General features: G+C 55.3%; 17 protein-coding genes and 1 pseudogene. 4 read left to right on the top strand and 14 right to left on the bottom strand.

Annotated elements, in window-relative coordinates; all coding sequences use genetic code 11:
* Nucleotide 1: 1 nt before the first annotated feature.
* On the bottom strand, nt 2–1,354 hold the full coding sequence (locus QJT81_15290; GenBank protein ID WGZ93172.1) for an SEL1-like repeat protein: 1,353 nt from the start codon (nt 1,352–1,354) through the stop codon (nt 2–4).
* 174 nt (nt 1,355–1,528) lie between these two features.
* On the opposite strand from QJT81_15290, the gene minC reads away from it, so the two are divergent.
* From minC to minE, 3 genes are all read left to right on the top strand, one after another.
* Nucleotides 1,529–2,254: a septum site-determining protein MinC gene (minC, locus tag QJT81_15285; protein ID WGZ93171.1), complete on the top strand. Its 726-nt coding sequence runs from the start codon at nt 1,529–1,531 to the stop codon at nt 2,252–2,254.
* Between the two features lie 106 nt (nt 2,255–2,360).
* Entirely contained in the window at nt 2,361–3,167 is an 807-nt protein-coding gene (minD, locus tag QJT81_15280) for a septum site-determining protein MinD (GenBank protein WGZ93170.1), read from the top strand.
* Between the two features lie 3 nt (nt 3,168–3,170).
* Nucleotides 3,171–3,428 (top strand): cell division topological specificity factor MinE, encoded by a 258-nt coding sequence (gene minE / locus QJT81_15275; protein ID WGZ93169.1) that lies wholly within the window; start codon nt 3,171–3,173, stop codon nt 3,426–3,428.
* On the opposite strand, the gene QJT81_15270 is transcribed toward minE, so the two are convergent.
* On the bottom strand, nt 3,425–4,237 hold the full coding sequence (locus QJT81_15270; protein WGZ93168.1) for an RMD1 family protein: 813 nt from the start codon (nt 4,235–4,237) through the stop codon (nt 3,425–3,427). The two genes, minE and QJT81_15270, sit on opposite strands and share 4 nt — an antisense overlap.
* Nucleotides 4,238–4,411: 174 nt before the next feature.
* Between QJT81_15270 and QJT81_15265 the strand changes: the two genes are divergently transcribed.
* Nucleotides 4,412–6,607 (top strand): PhoX family phosphatase, encoded by a 2,196-nt coding sequence (locus tag QJT81_15265; protein ID WGZ93167.1) that lies wholly within the window; start codon nt 4,412–4,414, stop codon nt 6,605–6,607.
* A gap of 71 nt (nt 6,608–6,678) precedes the next feature.
* Here the strand turns inward: QJT81_15265 and QJT81_15260 are convergent.
* From QJT81_15260 to QJT81_15205, 12 genes and pseudogenes are all read right to left on the bottom strand, one after another.
* Nucleotides 6,679–7,727 (bottom strand): annotated as a pseudogene (locus QJT81_15260) (IS630 family transposase).
* A gap of 93 nt (nt 7,728–7,820) precedes the next feature.
* Nucleotides 7,821–9,368, bottom strand: coding sequence for a DHA2 family efflux MFS transporter permease subunit (locus QJT81_15255; protein WGZ93166.1), 1,548 nt, complete (start codon nt 9,366–9,368; stop codon nt 7,821–7,823).
* Nucleotides 9,369–9,372: 4 nt separating this feature from the next.
* Entirely contained in the window at nt 9,373–10,365 is a 993-nt protein-coding gene (locus QJT81_15250) for an HlyD family secretion protein (GenBank protein WGZ93165.1), read from the bottom strand.
* 59 nt (nt 10,366–10,424) lie between these two features.
* Nucleotides 10,425–11,708, bottom strand: coding sequence for an FAD-dependent oxidoreductase (locus tag QJT81_15245; GenBank protein ID WGZ93164.1), 1,284 nt, complete (start codon nt 11,706–11,708; stop codon nt 10,425–10,427).
* 122 nt (nt 11,709–11,830) lie between these two features.
* Nucleotides 11,831–12,205, bottom strand: coding sequence for a DUF202 domain-containing protein (locus tag QJT81_15240; protein WGZ93163.1), 375 nt, complete (start codon nt 12,203–12,205; stop codon nt 11,831–11,833).
* A complete protein-coding gene (locus tag QJT81_15235) occupies nt 12,202–12,738 on the bottom strand; it encodes a DUF202 domain-containing protein (protein ID WGZ93162.1) in 537 nt (178 codons plus the stop codon). The genes QJT81_15240 and QJT81_15235 overlap by 4 nt, the downstream gene beginning before the upstream one ends.
* Nucleotides 12,739–12,816: 78 nt before the next feature.
* The gene (locus QJT81_15230; protein WGZ93161.1) at nt 12,817–14,286 is read right to left on the bottom strand and encodes a sigma-54 dependent transcriptional regulator; all 1,470 of its coding nucleotides are present in this window, start codon (nt 14,284–14,286) and stop codon (nt 12,817–12,819) included.
* Entirely contained in the window at nt 14,279–15,520 is a 1,242-nt protein-coding gene (locus QJT81_15225; protein ID WGZ93160.1) for an ATP-binding protein, read from the bottom strand. Before QJT81_15225 ends, QJT81_15230 begins: the two co-directional genes overlap by 8 nt.
* Nucleotides 15,507–15,749, bottom strand: a complete 243-nt coding sequence (locus QJT81_15220; GenBank protein WGZ93159.1) for a hypothetical protein — start codon at nt 15,747–15,749, stop codon at nt 15,507–15,509. The genes QJT81_15225 and QJT81_15220 overlap by 14 nt, the downstream gene beginning before the upstream one ends.
* Nucleotides 15,750–15,751: 2 nt before the next feature.
* Entirely contained in the window at nt 15,752–16,756 is a 1,005-nt protein-coding gene (gene cydB, locus QJT81_15215; protein WGZ93158.1) for a cytochrome d ubiquinol oxidase subunit II, read from the bottom strand.
* Nucleotides 16,753–18,111 carry a cytochrome ubiquinol oxidase subunit I gene (locus QJT81_15210; protein WGZ93157.1) on the bottom strand — a complete coding sequence of 453 codons (1,359 nt, stop codon included), beginning with the start codon at nt 18,109–18,111 and terminating at the stop codon, nt 16,753–16,755. The genes cydB and QJT81_15210 overlap by 4 nt, the downstream gene beginning before the upstream one ends.
* An 18-nt stretch (nt 18,112–18,129) precedes the next feature.
* On the bottom strand, nt 18,130–18,942 hold the full coding sequence (locus tag QJT81_15205; protein ID WGZ93156.1) for a hypothetical protein: 813 nt from the start codon (nt 18,940–18,942) through the stop codon (nt 18,130–18,132).
* Nucleotides 18,943–19,030 lie beyond the last annotated feature (88 nt).

Below are 19,030 nucleotides of genomic sequence, written 5' to 3'. Positions count from 1 at the left end.
TCTACTGGATGGCGAGTTGCTTGTCCTGAATCCGTGTTGTGTCTGTGACCGTTTTCAATCGACGTACTAATTCATCATGTTCCTGTTTAGTCAGACGTTGTAATACATAATCGCGGTTGGCAATTGCGGCTTCATGCCCTTGCGCGGCTGCACGGGAGAGCCAAAAGGCTGCCGATAGCAAATCTTTAGCCGTGCCAATACCGTGTGCCATGTGTGTACCTAAATTGAATTGAGCAACAGCGCTGCCTGATTCTGCTGCTTTAAGGAACCATTGCTGGGCTTCTGTTAGATCGACGGGTACACCTTGCCCCTGTGTGAACATGATAGCCAGCCCAATTTGTGCATCGGTATACCCTTGTTCGGCGGATTGACGATACCAGTGCAGCGCCATATGGTCGTCTTTAGGCAGATTTGAACCTTGGTCATACATGAAGCCTACCGTGTACTGAGCAGCAGGGTTGCCACCTTCAGCCGCTTTGCGTATCCAATCAATACCCTTGGGCATATCTTGTGTAATCCCCTGACCCATGAGGTACTTAATGCCAAGGTTATATTGCGCCCCGGCTTCACCTTGTTGGGCGGCTTCTTGATACCAGCGAATCGCTTCTGGCAGGTTCTGAGTTAAGCCTTTACCTTCTTCGTACATCAAGCCTAGATTGAAAGCCGCAGCGGGGTCACCTTGTTCGGCCGCTTTGCGGAACCAGTAAGCGGCTTGTGAAAGATTTTTTGGCAAGACAATGCCTTGCAGGTAGCGTACCCCTAAGTCGAACTGGGCATTGATATGTTTATTTTGTGCGGCTTGGCGATACCAATGCGTCGCTTCCTCTGGGTCAGCTTGTTTATCTGTGGCGAAGTCATGCAATAGCGCAAGGTTATATTGGGCTTGAGCATCTTGTTGCTGTGCTGCTTGTTCCAGCCAGTAACGTGCTTTATCTGTTTCTTTGAGTGTGCGTAAGTACAGCATCCCTAAATTGTATTGGGCATCAACATGCCTTTGTTGCGCCGCTTGTTCATAAAAACTGACCGCTTTGTGGGTATCCTGCTTTACGTAAACACCGTTTTCATACAGATTAGCAAGCTCAAACAAGGCGGGTGGGTAACGAAGTGCCGCAGAACGTTCGAGCCATTTTAGGCCATTGCTTAAGTCTGGTTTGCTGCCGTTTTTAGAAACCAAGAGTGTGGTGGCTTTGTCGAAATAGATTGGCTCGTCTTGTGTGTCATCAGATGTTGTGAGTGTTGGGGAGGATGTTGTTGTAATAGCAGTTTGCCCTGTGGCAGCCAGTGTTGGTATAGCTAATACCAGTAGTAACGCGGCAGTTACGCCGAGAGTTGACGAAGATGTACCCCTGTACATGATAATTGAAGCCTCTAGTGCAAAAAATCAGCAAAAGCATTTATTGTGTCAATTATACGCACATAAAATATTTCAATAAAATGATTTTGTGCAAAATATGCCAGCAATGTTGTACCTTTTGTCGGTTGAGGTTACTGTCAGGTTCATGCATTTGTTTAGTCAGGAGTACGCGGTTTGTCTGGAGAATTGGTTGAAATAAAGGGCGAAATGACCTTGCTCAGCGTGTTGCGGTTGGCTTCTGCTAATTTGGAGACCATTCGGGAAAAACTGCAAAAGAAGCGCGACAGTTTGCCGCAATTATTCGACAACAGCCCGTTATTGGTGGATTGCAGTCCTTTGGGAGAAGCCTGTGTAGCGTTGGATATGGCAGGGTTGCGGGAAATGTTACTGACTTTGGGTTTTATCCCTGTTGGGATACGCAACATTGCTGAAGAGTGTGTCGAAAAAGCCATGCAAGCAGGTTGGGCGGTATTACGAGCAGGACGAGCTACCGGTGCTCCCAGCCGCCCAGAGCGCTCCGTAGAGCCGGAAATGGTAGCGATAGAGCCAGATATTACCGCCAGCACCGCCACGAGTGTGAAGGTAGTTGATCGCCCATTACGTTCAGGTCAACAGGTGTATTTCCCTGAAGGTAGTCTGGTGATATTGCAGCATACTAGTGCAGGTTCAGAAATTCTCGCGGGTGGTTCAGTACATGTGTACGGTTCCTTGCGTGGCAGGGTATTGGCTGGAATTACCGGGGATACCAGCGCCCGCATTTTTTGCCAGAAGCTAGAGGCAGAATTGGTTTCGATTGCAGGACATTACCGTTTGCTGGATGACATGGACACGAATCTGAAAGGCTCTCCGGCGATGGTTTGGCTGGATGGCGAAAAATTGAAAATTACCCCCATATTCTAAATATTTCGGGTTTTTATGCTAAATAATATGTGCGTTATCTGGTAGTATCGCTGAGGTATTTCGTGGTAAGTACCCGTTATACCGTGTCAATAAGAAGGAGCATCTTTTGAGCAGAATAGTTGTCGTTACCTCAGGCAAAGGTGGCGTTGGTAAAACCACCACCAGTGCGGCGTTCGCTACGGGGCTTGCTATGCATGGTTATAAAACTGCTGTCATTGATTTCGATGTCGGGCTGCGCAATCTTGATCTGATCATGGGGTGTGAACGCCGTGTCGTATACGATTTTGTCAATGTTATTAATAATGAAGCATCCCTCAAGCAAGCCTTGATTCGCGACAAGCATGTTGAAAACTTGCATATTCTGCCTGCCTCTCAAACCCGTGATAAGGATGCACTGACCCCGGAAGGTGTAGGTAGAGTCATGGATGACTTACACGAACTAGGCTTCGATTTCATTGTGTGCGATTCCCCCGCAGGTATTGAGCGAGGGGCACACATGGCGATGTATTATGCCGATGATGCCATTGTGGTGACTAATCCTGAAGTGTCCTCAGTACGTGATTCAGACCGTATTTTAGGTTTGCTGCAAAGCAAAACACATCGGGCAGAACGTGGCGAAAGCGTGCGGGAACACCTGTTGATTACACGCTATTCGCCCACACGGGTTCAGGCAGGTGAAATGCTGGCGATGGAGGATATTCTGGAAATTCTGGCAGTACCCTTAATTGGGGTGATTCCAGAGTCACAAAGTGTATTACAGGCATCTAACAGTGGCGCACCCGTTATTCTCGATAAAGTGAGTGACGCAGGCCAAGCCTATGATGACTTTGTACGCCGCTTTTTAGGCGAAACCGTCCCGCACCGCTTCCTGGAAGTGGAGAAAAAGGGCTTCTTTAAAAAGTTGTTCGGGTGATTTATGGGATGGTTTAATTATTTTAAGCAATCGAAACCCACCAGTGCCAAGGTTGCTAAAGAACGCCTGCAAATTGTCATTGCTCATGAGCGCCTTGACCGTAATGGACCTGAATATCTGCCGCAATTACGCCGTGATATTATGGAGGTCATCCGCAAATACGTACCGATTAGCGATGAACAGGTCAATGTCCAATTCGAGAAAGGCGCGGATTTTGATGTGTTGGAATTAAATATTGCCTTGCCTGAACGCGATCATTAATGCCCCCGAAAAAACATTTCATACAGTGTCAGGAAAATCTCAATCACGATCAACGCGACGATATACCACTCCACCCGTAAACTGCGCTGGGTTTGCAATAAATCCAGCAAGGTTTCGGCGGTATTCGAGATGACTTGCAGCTTGCGTTCCAATGCCAGATGACGTTCGCGCAACTCGAATTCATCTTCCAGTCGCAGGTATAAGCCTTCCAGTTCGGGGCGTTCCCACAGCAGATCAGGTTTATCAGCAACTTCGGCACGCCCGACCATGCGTTGTTGGCTGAGTAATGAATCACCGATGTAGGTTAGCAATTCCTGCTGTTTTTGCCGCACATGCCCTTGTTTACTAAGGTTTTGTGCTAGAGGTTCGATCTTCTCGAAGGTTTTGGTTAAGCGGGCTTCGTCATCGGAGAGTACCGTGCTGCGTGCCAGCATTTCCGCCACCAATTGCAAGCGTTGCACTGAGGTATCGTGTAACCACAAGCAACCTTGGGCATCAACACCTTCCAACTGTGTGGAGTCAATGCGTAAGTTGACTGACTCCTCGTCAGGCCAGGTACGTACATCGTGTGTCAGTGGCAGCAAGCGTTCCATGAAAGCGGCTTCTTGTTCGGTACTCATGCCAAAGAATACGATGACACCGTAGCGGAATAACACCACACAGCCACCGCCGGGAATCGCAATGGTCAAAGGATTGATGGCAAGAGTTTCATCAGCGCGGAAGGGTTTGGTATCAATGCGGCTACCGATTAAGGCGGCACGTACCCGGATGCTGTCATCCGTTTGGGAATGGAGGGCAAGATTTTTCATGCTAGTGGTGACTTCATTAGTTGATTGGCTCTATGCCAAGCAGTGTACGGCATTCCTGGGGCTTACCCAAACACTGACATCATCTCTTAATCCAATTGAAATATAACCTTCACAATGAAGCGTTAGGCTTTTGCCCGTACATTCCCTTTACCAACACTTGTTGAGGATATAGGCATGAGTAATTTGGTTGATCCAGATGACATTGGTTACAACACCTCGAATAATCCTTCCTTTGAACAAATTCTTGAAGCTCGAATGACCCGTCGTGGATTGCTGCGTGGCAGTTTTGCCTTAATGGCAGCATCAGTACTCGGCGTGGGTTTGAGTGGCTGTGGTAGTGATGATGCAACGGTAGCGACTACTGGTGATGGCACGAGTGGCCTGACATTGAGTTTTAACCCCGTTGCTAAAAGTATTGCCGATGCATTGACCGTGCCAGCAGGTTACACCGCGACTGTCTTGATGGCCACTGGCGACCCGATCAATGCCAGTACCCCAGCTTACAGTAACGAGGGAACCGATGATGCTGCCAGTTTTGCGTTCCGTGTTGGCGATCATCATGACGGTATGCATTATTTCGGTCTGAATGCTGCCGGTACAGGTGTTGATTCCAGCAACTCCAGCAAGGGCGTATTGTGCAGCAACCATGAAGTTGCGGAAGATCTTGGGTTTGTACACGCGAATGGTCCTACAGGTATCACCGACACCACAGGTACTGTTGCTCGCCCGACCACTGAAATCGACAAGGAAGTGGCACTGCACGGTGTCACGGTCGTTGAAGTAGCTAGAAACGGTGCTACCTATCAGTTGAATCGCGCTTCTACCCTGAATCGCCGTATTAACGCGGCGACTGATATGGAAATCACCGGCCCTGCGCGTGGTGCGATGATGACCACCGCCTATTCCACTGCCGGAACCAATACCCGTGGCACGATCAACAACTGTGGTAACGGCTACACCCCGTGGGGTACGTACCTAACCTGTGAAGAAAACTGGGCGGGTTATTTCTACCGCCGAGAAGCCGATACAGCACGTACTCCTAAAGAAGTTGCTTCATTTAAGCGTTATGGGGTAGGTGGTGCGACTTCTGGGCGTTACAACTGGTCACGTCCAGGGGCAAACGATACCACAGACTTGTACCGCCGCTGGAATGCGGGTGCAACGGGCGCAACGGCTGCCGATGACTTCCGCAACGTGGCGAACACCTTTGGTTGGATTGTGGAAATTGACCCGTTCAACCCCACGTCTACCCCGAAAAAACGTACCGCGTTTGGGCGTTTTGGTCACGAAGGTTGTTGGCCTGCCAAGCCAGTAGTGGGCAAACCGGTGGTGTTCTACATGGGTGATGACTCGCGTAACGAATATATCTATAAGTTTGTTTCCACTGCATTGTGGAGTGCTGCTGATGCGAATGCCGGAGCAGCCGCAGGCGATAAATACATGGATGCCGGCAAATTGTACGCTGCCAAGTTCAATGCTGATGGCACGGGTACGTGGGAGTTGCTGAGCCTGAGCAACACCAAAGTTGCCACTTACGCCACTTATGCGTTTGCGGATGAGGCTGATGTGGTCACGAATGCTCGAATTGCTGCCGATGCTGTGGGGGCAACCAAAATGGATCGCCCGGAATGGGGCGCGGTTAATCCGCTCAACGGCGAAGTGTACATGACCCTGACCAACAACGTTTCCAGCAGCGGGCGCGGTTCGACGGCTGTACCGTTGGATGCGGCTAACCCACGTTACTATTCTGATGCGAAAGGTGCGACCACCAGCAAAGGCAATGTCAACGGTCACATTATCCGTTGGAAAGAAGCGGGTAGTGATCATGCGGCGACGGCTTTCAACTGGGATATTTACCTGTTCGGGGCGCAAGCGGATGCTGCCGCAGACGTTAATCTGTCGGGTTTGACGGCTGAAAACGATTTCTCTAGCCCTGATGGTTTATGGTTCAGCTACGCCACACCGGGTTTATTGTGGGTGCAAACCGATGATGGTTACTACACCGATACCACCAACTGCATGATGTTGGCAGCCGTTCCGGGTACGGTGGGTGACGGGGCAGAAACGACTGTTACCAATCAGGGTGTGCCTTCTGGTCAAACCGCCGTGAAAACTCGTGCAGGTAAAAAAGCCAGTACCACCGCATTACGCCGCTTCCTCGTTGGCCCCAAAGATTGCGAAATCACCGGAATTGCGGAAACTCCAGACGGCAAGGCAATTTTCGTCAATATCCAGCATCCGGGCGAAAATAGCGAATCGGTCACTGACCCAGCTAAATTCACCAGCCACTGGCCGAAAGGTGGCACTGCACGTCCGCAATCGGCTACCGTGGTGATTACTCGTAATGATGGCGGCAAAGTTGCTGTTTAAGGGAAATCAATAATAAGTTGAGATTTGATCAGCTTTTAGCCCGGTAGTGATACCGGGCTTTTTCATATACCTTACAGCGTCAAGACCTGAACATTTTTAAAGGTTTGAAAATTTGTTGTCATCAACTGGGTCAGTTCTTTCTTGTGATCGGTATCCAGCTTGTCGAGACAGTTGGTGATGGCCGCCTTGAAAGCGGGAAACTTATCATAGTATTTCGAGTACAAGCATTTTTTCTTGACGAACTTCCACAACCGTTCAATCAGATTGAGGTTGGGTGAATAGGTCGGTAAAAATAATAGTTCAATATTGAGCCTTTTCGCACAGGCAAACACGGCTTCACAGCGTTGATACTTGGCATTATCCAAGACCAAAGTGATCGGTATTTTGAGTGCTAACGCTGCAATTTTTTCCAATAATTCACACACGCTGTTAGCGTTGATATAGGAGTCGTTAGTGATCGTGATGAGTTGTAGCGTTATCGCATTGAGTGCGCCCAATACGTTGTAGCGTTGTCGACCACAGGGGGCTTTGATGAATACGCGGGAAAATGACCACAAAAACCCCAGAAACGGTGCTAACACGAAGTGGGCGGCATCGACAAAAAAAGGGCGCGTTTGCCCTCCTTAGCCTCCTGAATGCGCGGTTTTAGTTCATTTTCCAGGAACTTTTCTTGTGCTTCCACATCAGCTTTGGCGGGTATCATCCCCACTTTATGGATGTCCATCCCTATTTTCTTCATAAAGACACGTACCCTGTCCTCACTGCGTTTGATGCCTGTCAGCTCCTCAATCTTAGCGGCTGCCGCCTTGCTGGTTGCGGGGGGATATTCACGAAAATAGGCTTCAATCTTGTCTTTATATGCCATCAAATCACTCTGTGGTTTATTGAATCGTATTTCTTTAAGAGCTTCTAAACCGTTAGGTTGTAGGTAGGCGTTTAGGTAGGCAAGCAGCGTGGCTTCTGTAATCCTTTCCAATCGTTTGATTTCCTTATGCGTCAACTGTTGGGATTTCAGGTACAGCACGGACATTTTCTTACGGACTCTGGGATGAGGATGGCGCTCCTTCCAGTAGAACAGCTCCGCTATCTCATCCTCAGTGAAAGTGATTTTTAATGTCATACATTACTCATGGCTGCTTTTGTTACCAGTCATCTAACCATATTTCCCTGATCAAAAAAACTATTTTATGGCACGGACTGGTATATGCTCCCTTTATTCCATCGGCGGCAGGCTTGCGTCATGGGTGCTGGCTTTGGGTCGCCGGATTAACAACAGCAGCGGAGCCAGTATCAGGAAACTGAGCATCACCACCCAGAAAGTATCGTTGAACGCCAACATCATCGCCTGCTGCTGCACTTCATTCGCCAGCGTACTGATGGCTTGCGGGCTGTGCAAGCTCAGGTGCTGGGTCGCCAGCCATTGCGTCACCGCCGGATTGCTGGCAGTAATGTGGGCGCTCAGCCCGCTTATGCTCATTTTATCGGCATGGCTGAGCAGGGCGGTTGCCACCGAAATTCCCACCGAACTGCCGATGGTGCGCGACAGGTTGTAAATGCCCGCCGCTTGGCTGGTTTGCGCCTTGCTGAGGGTTTCGTAGGCGAGGGTGGAGAGTGGCACGAAGATCATCCCCAGCCCGAAACCTTGCACGATACTATTCCAGATAAAATTCGCTTGCGCCGCTTCCAGACTTAATTGGGTCAACATCCAAGTGCCGGTAGCGGAAAACGCAAAACCGGTCAGGATAATCAGGCGCAAATCCACCCGATTGATCAGGCGAGAGACAAGAAACATGCCCGCCATCGAGGCCAACCCGCGTGGAGCCATCACCAGTCCGGCAGTTTCAGCGTTATAACCGAACAGGTTTTCCAGCATGATCGGTTGCAGCGCAATCGTGCCGAACATCCCCAGACCGAACACAAACATCATGAAACAGGCCGTCGCCAGATTGCGGTCTTTCAACAATTGCAGTTTGACGATGCTGTCAGGGCGATTCCACGAACGCAGCACGAAATACCCTAGTGCCAACACGCTGATCAGTGCCAGTGCCTGAATCAGGCCGGAATCGAACCAGTTTTTCTGGTTGCCCTGATCCAGCAGCAGTTGCAGGCTACCGATGCCGACCACCATGAACGCAGCCCCCAGCCAGTCGCCGCTGACCTTGCGCCCCGCTTCCGCTTGCAGCAGCGTCCACACCATCAACAGATTGAGGATGCCGACCGGCAAGTTGATGTAAAACACCCAGCGCCAGCCCAGATGTTCGGTGATATAACCGCCCAGCGTTGGCCCCAGTATCGGCCCCAGCATAATACCGATGCCCCACAGCGCCATTGCCTGCCCGCGTTCTTCCTTGGGGAAAGCATCCACCATCACCGACTGCGACAACGGCACGACCGACGCGCCAAACAACCCCTGCAACAGGCGGAAGGCAATCATTTCCTGCAAGCTACCGGCTTGCCCGCACAGCGCGGAGGCGATGACAAACCCCGCCACGCTCACCAGCATCAGCCGCTTGCGCCCGACCCGCGTCACCAGAAAGCCGGTCAGCGGTATCATGACCGCTTCCACCACGATATAGCTGGTCAGCACCCAGGTAATCTGGTCGGAAGTCGCGCCCAGTGCGCCCATCATGTCCGGCAGTGCCACGTTGATAATGGTCATGTCGAGGATCACCATGATGGTGGTCAACATGACCGTGATACTAATCAGGCCACGCGAGACACCGGGTTTGGCGATACTGGTTGTACTGCTGGCGGTGTCCATTGGCTTAATCCTTGGCGGGTGGAGGGGAGGTGGCGTCAATGGTGGCGCTGGCACTTGCGCCTAACCGTAATGGCAGGTTGCCGTCCGGGTTGAGGATGCGGATGTGCACCGGGAAACGCTGTGTGACTTTAACCCAGTTGCCGGTGGCGTTTTGCGCCGGAATCAGCGAGAAAGACGAGCCACTGGCGGGGCTGACCGATTCCACTTCACCCTGATAGCGTTGTTTGGGGTACATGTCCAACTCAACACTGACTGGCTGGCCGGGGTGGATGCGTTCCAGATCGGTTTCCTTGAAATTGGCGGCTACCCAGACGCTGCTGCTGTCCACCATCGGGAACAGGTCTTCGCCGATGCTGACGAAATCGCCGGGCTGAATGCTGACTTCGCCCAGCACACCATCAGCAGGCGCGGTAATCACGGTGTGGGACAAGTCCAGTTGTGCCTGTGCCAGTTTCAGGCGTGCTGTCAGGATTTGGGTGGAAGCCTGTGCACTGCTGGCCTGCACCGAGTCAATGGTGGCATTGGCGGCGGCGAAGGCAGCTTGTGCTTCCTTCAGCTTGAAGCGGGCATTGTCGGCATCTTCACGGGGAACCAGTCCCTTGTCGCCCAGCATTTGGTTGCGTTGGTTGTCGAGGGCGGCGTTGGCCTGTTCCTGACGGCTGGCATCCGCTTGTGCTTTGCTGGCGCGGGATTGTGCTTGGGTGGATTGGGCTTGTTCCTGCGCAAGGGTGACGGCGGCTTGCGCCTGTTGCACCGCCAGCCGGACATTGCTGTCATCCAGCCGCAGCAGCACGTCGCCTTTTTTCACCGGTTGGAAAGATTTGACCAGCACCTCGGCGACTTGCCCAGCCGTTTGCGGGCTGATGTTGACGGTGTTGGCAGCGACGTAGGCATCGTCGGTGCTGGGGTGCTGGCTGCTGTAATCCGACCAGAACCACGCTCCACCCACCAGAGCCAGCACGGCAATGAGCAACAGACTGATTTTCAGGGCTTTCATGATGGCATTCTCCGGCGGGCAGCCGGAGGCTTGCCCGTTGGTCGCAGTTGACAGTTGGTTTACAGTTTTTCAGCAAGGAATTCGGCGACATCGTTGCCCCAGACCGGGGTCTTGCCCTTGCTGTTCATGAACAGGGTCTTGTACTGCATTTTCAACAGGTAAGGGATGCGCCCCATTTTCAGGATTTGGGTGTCTCCGCCAAACCAGCTATTGGAGCGGATGTAGAAGCCTTTGCCTGCGCCCATGTCACCGATGCAGAACACCACAGGCTGCAACGGGCGGTTAGCCTCTTCCGCACTCAGCAAGCCACGGTCGTAAGCAATCTGCCTGCCCACAATGTCACATTCCTGATGACCGATAGCGCCCAGCTTGGGAACGGTCACGGCGGCGCAGTCGCCCGCTGCAAACACTTCCGGGTAACGCGGGTTGCGCATCAGCAGGTCGGTGATGACATAGCCGGAGCTGTCGCTGATCGGCAACCCTTTGAGGAACGGGTGCGCCTCCCAGTCCGGGAATACCAGTTTGAGTTCAGCGGGTACGGTCTGACCATTGGCAAACTCGATGCTGTCGGCGGTCAGGCGCACAATGTCACGGGTATTGTTGAGGTAGTGGAAACCCATTGCGCTGGCGGCTTGCAGCAATTGCCCAACCACCTGTTCCCCGGCATCTTCGGCGATCATGTCGGCAGGGGTGGTGAGGGTAATCTTGCTGGCATCGCCCAGCTTGTGCTGTTGCAGCCAGGTCGCCATGGCGAGGGCAACTTCCACTGGCGGACCTTCACAAGCCGCCATCGCGTTGGGGATGTGTCCGCCGGGGTAAGGCTCCAGCCCCCATGCACCATCCCCTTGGTTGAAACGGGCGGATGCCACCACCACCGGGCCGCCTTGGTATGTGCCGTCGTGCAGTTTGCGGCGCAATTTATTGCCGTGGTAGAAATCGGTCACGCTGTCGCCGAATTCGCTGAACCCTTCAATCTTGTCAAAGGCCAGCCGTGAGCCGACGGCTATCACCAGATAGTCGTAGCGGATGTGCTGGGTTTCTGCTCCGGGGCGTTCACTGGGGACGTAAGTGACGGTTTTGCTATCCACATCCAGCGCAGTCACTTCGCCCTGAATAAAACCGATGTTGTCGTGCTTGAGGGTGGAGGGCAAATCCATCCGCAACGACTCTTCCGGGTCGCGGTTTTCAAACACTTCGGCAGGGATGTTGGGGACATACAGCAGGTAGTTCTTACGGTCGATGACAGTAATGTCAACGGTGTCATCAGCGTATTCGCGGATTTTCTGGGCGCTGCCCAATCCGGCAAAGTTGCCGCCGAGGATGATGACGTGGGGCTTGTTCATGACGGTCTCCTGGTATGATGAAAAGTACAGGAGCCAATGCACTATCTGTGCCACTATTGTAGTGCTTTGTTTTTATTAGAATTAATTTGAAGATGGGGATTATTCCCCACGGTTGCGTGGTATCAGCCGAAATGCAGGGCAATATACCCCAGTGCCATGCCGCCGCCCACCACCATCAGCAGCGCCAGCCACAGGTTGTGGCGTTTGAGCGAAACCGGGTAAAGCGCATCCGCATCCAATAGCCACTTGTTGCGGAAAAAGCGCCAAGTGGCGGCACTGATGATGACAGCTCCAGCCAGCAGCAGACCAAGGCTGACCACCTTGACGTTGCCAGAGGAGGGGTAGGGGAACGCCAGCTTGCCTGCGTGGTTGAGTTGCTGGAAGGTCAGATCCAGTTTTTCGATCAGGAAGCCAAACGCCATCACCCCGATGGCGGTGCGCACCCATGACAGGAAGGTACGTTCATTGGCGACATGCGACACAAAGTTGTTAATCATTGTTTTTGATCATGGTGTTTGTTGTTGGTTTTGTCGTGCGCTTTGCTGGCAGGCTTGCCTTCGGCTGCTGCGGGTTCCGCCGTCTGCTGTGGCGCGGGTGGCGGAGCAACCGGGGCAGGGGCTGCAACGGGCGTGGCCTGCGGTTTGGGGGCAGGGCTGGCAAACAGGCTGTGCGCGATATAAACCAGCAAGAAGCCCGCCACCACGATCATCAGTGCCGACAGCAACAGGTTGGTGCGCTTGACCCCGTAAGTGTAAGGTTCTTCGGCTTCGATCATGCACTTGTACTGGAAAAAGCGTGCCGTTGCGGTAACGATGATCAGGATACCGATCAGGAACAGCCCGATGCCTACCAGTTCCACCGTGCGCGAGGAATGCAGGGTTTCGGTTGCGCCCATCACCTTGCTGAGGTAGGAGAGGAACAGGTCAAACTTTTCAATCAGGAAGCCAAACGTCATCACCGCAATCGCGGTGCGTATCCAGGCCAGGTAGGTGCGTTCGTTGGCGGAATGGTCGGTGTAGCGTTTGATCATTGGTTGCAAGCAATCCAGACAGGGAAGACGTGGGGATTGTAGCGTGTTTGCGGGCGGCTTGATGGCAAAAAAACTGACCTAACGCAACTGGAACTTCTCGATCCGGTAGCGGATTTTCTCGCGGGTGGTGTTCAATACCCGCGCCACTTCCATCACATTGCCGCTATGCTTGTCCAGCATTTTGCTGATGATTTCCCCCACCATGTCGTCCAGCCCCATTGAACCATCCAGCGGGAAGCACAGCCGTTCGCCGTCAGCAGCCCCGTCACTGGCAGATATGGCCACCGGGGCAGGCGGGGCAAGCGGCGGGCTGGCTGGCGCAATGGGGGCAGGCGTTGCCGGAACTGCATCTGCCACTGTTTCCGGCAGGGGTGCTGGCTGCAATTGCAACCACTGTTCCGGCAACTGCTGGGAGGTAGCCAGCAGTACGCAGCGTTCCAGCACATTGCGCAACTCGCGCACATTGCCAGGCCAGGCGTGCTGTTCGAGCAGCGCCCAAATGCGGGGTGCAACCTGGCTGACCTTGCGCCCGGATTTGGCATTGAATTCGGCAATGAACACCGGCACCAGTTCGCGCAGGTCGCCCCGGCGTTCGTGCAGGGCGGGCAGGCGGATTTCAAACACGCTCAGGCGGTGGTAGAGGTCGGCGCGGAAATTGCCCGCGCTGATTTCGGCGGGCAGGTTGCGGTTGGTGGCGGCAATCACCTGAATGTCCACCGCCAGTTCACGTTCCCCACCCAAACGGCGCAGTTTGCGGTCTTCCAGCACTTTCAAGAGTTTGGCTTGCAAGTCCAGCGGCATTTCGCCGATTTCATCGAGGAACAGTGTGCCACCGTCGGCCTGTTCCACCAGCCCGCGATGGCGGGCCTTAGCGCCGGTGAATGCGCCTGCCTCATGCCCGAACAGTTCCGATTCCATCAGTTCCTTGGGCAGGGCAGCACAGTTGAGTTCCACCAGTGGCTGCTGGGTACGGGAGCTGTTGTAATGCAGGATGCGAGCCGCCAGCCCCTTGCCGGTGCCAGTTTCGCCGGTGAGGATCAGCGAACTGAACGGTACTTGGGCAAGCTGCTGCAACATCTGCCGGGTTTGCGCCGCCGCCGTGCTGCTGCCGAGGAAAGCCGCCACCCCGTAACGCTGGCTGGCATCCTGCGCCCCGGCCTGCAACCGGCGTTGCGCCTGCGCACTGCGGACGGCACTTTGCACCGTGAGGTCGAGCAATTCCTGCGGGCAAGGCTTGGTGAGGAAGTCGAACGCGCCCAGCCGCAAGGCGCGTACCGAGTCCGGCACGTCGCCGTAGCCAGTGAGAAAAATCCATTCGCAACCAGTGCGCGGGCTTACCTGTTCTTCCAGCAAGTCAAGTCCATTGCCATCTGGCAGGTTGAGGTCGGATAGCACCACCAGCGGGTCAAGGCTGCGGCTGTGCAGCTTGCGGCGGGCATCGGCGCAAGTTTGCGCCCAGATGGCTTCATAGCCGAGCTTGCGGTAATGGCGTTGCAGTTCGCTGCCAAGTAGGGGTTCGTCTTCGATGATGAGCAGGGTTTCAGACATGGGGTGTGACTACCGGACAGTTGAGTTGGAGGGTGACGCACGCGCCGTGGGGTTCGCGGTTGCGCAATTCCAGTTTGCCGCCGAGGTTGCGTACAAATCGTTGCACCATCGACAACCCCAGCCCGTTGCCGCCGTCGCGCTGGCTGTGGAACGCCTGCACGCTGTTGCCGAGCATGTTGCTGGGGAAACCGGGGCCTTGATCGCACACGCTGAGGTGCAGGATACCCGCCTGCACGTCGGCTGTCAGTAGAATCGTGCCGGGTTGTTCCCCCATCGCTTGTTGCGCATTCAGAATCAGGTTGAGCAGCACTTGCCGTAAGCGGATGCCGGGCAGGTGACAGACGATGCCGGAAGGTATTTGTTGTTGCAGGCAAATATGAACGGGCATCTGGTAACGCGCCAGTGCCAGCAGTTCGCTCACCGCCTTGTCCACCGCCACGTTCTGGGCCGTTTCGGGCTGGTGGCGGGCTTGATCCAGCAAGCTGTCGAGCAGTTTGCCCATGCGGGTGATTTCGGTGCTGATCAGGGCGAGGCGTTCAGGATAGCTGTCGGCGTCAAGCTGGTCGGTCATGTCTTCGTGCAGGTTGCGGCAGGCCATTTTGATGCCTGCCAGCGGGTTGCGTAATTCGTGGGCAATCCGCGCCATCACTTCGCCCAGTACCGCCAACCGTTCGCTGTCCGCCAGATTGCGCTGCTGCCCGATCAGGGTACGGGTGGCATCCTGCACCTGCTGTTCCAGGCGCTGTTGGTATTGCAGGTGTTCGGCCTCCAGTTCCGACAGGCGCACCACCATCTGGTTGTAATTGTCAGCCAGCGGCTGGAACAGCGGGTCGATGTGGTCGGGAGGGATGCGCTGGTAACGGCGTTCGCCAAGCTGTTCCATCAGTTCGCCCATCAGGTTGAGCGGGGAAAAAATCCGCCGCCGCATTAGCACCAGCAGGGTAATGACACCCAGCGGTAACAGCAGCAGCACCAGCACACCGATTTCCAGTTCGGTGCGTGCGGCAGCCAGCATGTCGCCGGTCAGTTGCTGGTGGGCTACGGATTCGGCACGGAATATCTGGCGCAGCAGCGTGAGGGTATCCAGCAGGATGGTGCGGGCGGGGGTATCTGGGTTTGCCAGCAGGGCTTGCGCCTGTTTCAGGTTGGCGGGGGTGGTGTCCACCATGTGTCCGGCTTGGGTGAGCAGATCTTCCAGCGCCTGATGCAGGGTTTGCTGGTCAGCCGGGGACAAGGGGGCGGTCGGCAGGCAGTTGCTGCGTTAGGCTGGTTTCCACGGTACTCAGGGTTTGCTGCAACTGTTCCAGATGTGCCACATGCTGGTCGGTGGGCAGGATGCGTTCATAGGAACGCCACGCCAGTGCCAGTTGCGCCAGCAGGGAGAGCAGCAGCAAACCGCCAAGGATTGCCAGCGGAATCCACAGCGGTTGCAGGCGGCGGGCTGTTTGGTGGGGGCTGGGCATGGTCACTCCTGTGTTTGGTCGGTTTTGCTGAAAACCAGATACTGGAAACCATTATAGGCGAGCATCAGCGGCATGAGCGTGCCTATCCCCACAATCATGAACAACAGGGTCTGGTTGGACGCTGCCGCCTGTTCCAGACTCAAGCGTCCGGGAACCAGTTCCGGGTACAGGCTCACCGCCAGACCGATGAATGCCAGCACGAACACCAGCAAGCCCCACAGGAACGGCGAGCCGTAATCCCGCACCCGCAGGCTCTGGAATAACCCAACCCCGGCAATGCTGCCGGACAGCAAGACCCCGGTCATGACCATCAGGGTAGGCGGGGTTGCCCAACGTTGCGCCATCGGAGGGTGTAACAGCGGTGTCCATACCGCCACCGCCGCCAGTGCCAGCAACATGCCGCTTGCCGCCAGCCTGCCCCAGCGCCGCGCCTGAGCTTGCACCCGCCCATCGCTACAGCGTTGCAGCAGGAACGTTGCCCCCAGCAGGGCATAACCCAGCACCACCCCCACTGTCACCAGCAAGGTGAACGGATTCAGCCAGTTGGCAATGAAACCCGCAGTGCTTGCCCCGGTTGCGGGCAAGCCATTGAGGATACCGCCCAGCAGCAACCCCTGTGCCAGCGTCGCTAACACGCTGCCCACCCCGAACAGACGTAGCCACCAGCGCGGGTGTTCGGCATGGTGGCTGTATTCCAGCCCCACCCCGCGCAGGATCAGCCCCACCAGCAACAACAGCACCGGGACATACAACTGGCTGAGGATCAGCGCATAGCCCAGCGGGAACGCGCCAAACAGCACTCCGCCCGCCAGCACTAGCCAAGTTTCGTTGGCATCCCACACCCCGCTAATGGGCAGTAACATGCGGCGGCGCAACTCCAGTTGCGGCTCCAGCAGGCTGAGCATCCCGATGCCGAGGTCAAAGCCGTCCAGCACCACATACAGCACAATGATCAGCCCCAGCAGCACAAACCAAGCGGTCACCAGAAAAGCGTGCAGTTCATTCATGACAATGCCTCCAGTGGTTTTGGCCCTTGCCGCAACCAGCGGCGGGCGAATACCCAGAATGCCAGCAACAGACCGGCGTAAAGCAACAGGTACAGCCCCAGCGAGGCCGCCACCAGTGGGGCAGGCAGCGTGGACGCGCCTTCTGTGGTGCGCATCACCCCGTAGATGATCCACGGTTGCCGCCCGACTTCGCGCACGATCCAGCCGCATTCCACCGCCACATAACCCAGCGGCAAGGAATACAGCCATGCCCGCAGCAACCAGCGTTGTTGCCCCACCGTTGCAGGCCGCAAGCCACCACGCCAATACACCCACACCGACCACAATCCCAGTAGCCAGAACCACACTCCCACCGCCACCATGATACGGAAGCTGTAAAACAGCAGTGGCAATGCAGGCGGCTGGTCAGCCACCGGGATGTCTTTCAAGCCCACCACCTTGCCGTCCAGGGTATGGGTTGCCAGCAGGCTAAGTACATCTGGGATAGTAACTGCCCAATCGTTGCTTTGGGTGGTGGCATTCGGCCATGCAACCAATGCCCATGACGCACCTTCGCCCGCCGGGTTAGTGTGCCAATGCCCTTCAATTGCCGCCCCTTTGGCAGGCTGGTGTTCAAATACCCCGCGTCCGCTGGTATCGCCCATCCAGATTTGCAACGGCGCGACGATCACTGCCAGCAACAGGGCGAGACGGAATGCCTTGAGGAAAAAAGCCGTTTCCCGCCCTTGCAGCAAATACCATGCGGTGATGCCGAGGATCACAAACAGACCGGTTTCCAGTGCTGCCAGCCACATGTGCGCCACGCTCGCCAGCAGCATCGGGTTGAAGATCGCCTCCCAATAATCTTTGATCACAAAAATGCCGTGCTGGAACACACCGCCCGCCGGGTTTTGCAACCAAGTATTCGCCACCAGAATCCAGAACACCGACAGCGACGCGCCGAACACCACCATCAGGGTGGCGAACAAGTGCATCCCTGCCGGGACTCGCTGCCAGCCCAGCAACATGATGCCGAGGAAACCGGCTTCCAGCATGAAGGCCATCGCGCCCTCAAAGCCGAGGATATTGCCGAAGAAATCCCCGGCAGCAGCGGAAAAGTTTGCCCAGTTGCTGCCGAACTCAAACTCCAGTGGCAAACCCGTCACTACTCCGATGGTGAAATTGAGGGTGAACAGGGTTGCCCAGAAACGGGCGTGGCGGTAGTAATCGTCATCGCCGGTTTTCAGCCACAGCACTTCCAGCACCAGTAGGAACACCCCTAACCCCACGGTCAGCACCGGCCACAGGATGTGGAACATAGCGGTGAAGGCGAACTGGAAGCGCGAGAGTAAAATTGGGTCGTGCAGGAAGTCCATAGCGAAGCTCCGCTGGCGTTACGGGGTGGGTTGCTGTGCCGCCGTAGCAGCCTGTTGGCGCTGCTGGCTGATCAGCAGGTGGATGTCGTGTGCCAGTTGCTTGATGGCACCGCTTTCCGGCGTCACCTTGTCGATCAGGGCGCGGGTGGCGGCCTGCAAATCGGCGGCGGCGGGAAGGGTTTGCAGGTTGTCTGCGGCCTTGCCCAATTGGTCAATGACAGTCTGGTTCTGGTCAGGGCGGAAATCGGGGGCGGATGCGATGGCGTAAGCGTTCAGCACGTCGTTGTAGGCCGCCAGCAACGGTGCGCTGGGGGCTTGCCCGTACCAGTGGAAGGTGGCGAGCGCATCCTCGGCGGCTTCCAACGCACCCGACCAGTAAGGGCTGTCGTTGTCGGCAGCACTGGCAGCAGCGTCGAGGTCTTCCTTGACAGCCTGCACCGGAAACAACGCCCAGTCATCGGGGTTTTCCACTACTTCTGCCATGGCGGTTGGGGTGTCCGGCAACTGGTTGAGGGCTGCACGGGCATCGCCCAAGGCTTTGATGAAGCCGGTTTTGTCCTGGTTGAGGGCGGCTTCGCGGGCAAGCTGCAAGTTGCCGTAAACCGCTTGGGCGTGCGTCAGCAAGGCTTCCGAGGTATCAGCCATTGTGCTTTCCAGCGCATTGGGTTTGATGCCAAGGGCTGGGGCGGTAGTGCCGTGGGGGCTTGCTTCGTTGGCGGGTGGCGGGTTGCCGGTATCCGCCCCGCAGGCGGTCAGGCCGAACAGCAGGCTGGCGCTTAATCCGACCACCATCAGGGTGGCGAAGCGTTTGGGTGGGGTGTGTGTTGTCATGGCATGGCTTCCTTGGCTAATGGATAAGGCTTGCCGGTGTTCCAGCATATTCCATGCCATCTGTTTTAGTTACTTGTAAATCAGTATG

Origin of the sequence: Candidatus Thiothrix putei, from assembly GCA_029972225.1 — a bacterium.
Lineage (GTDB): Bacteria > Pseudomonadota > Gammaproteobacteria > Thiotrichales > Thiotrichaceae > Thiothrix > Thiothrix putei.
This window is presented reverse-complemented; position numbering and strand designations above follow the sequence as displayed.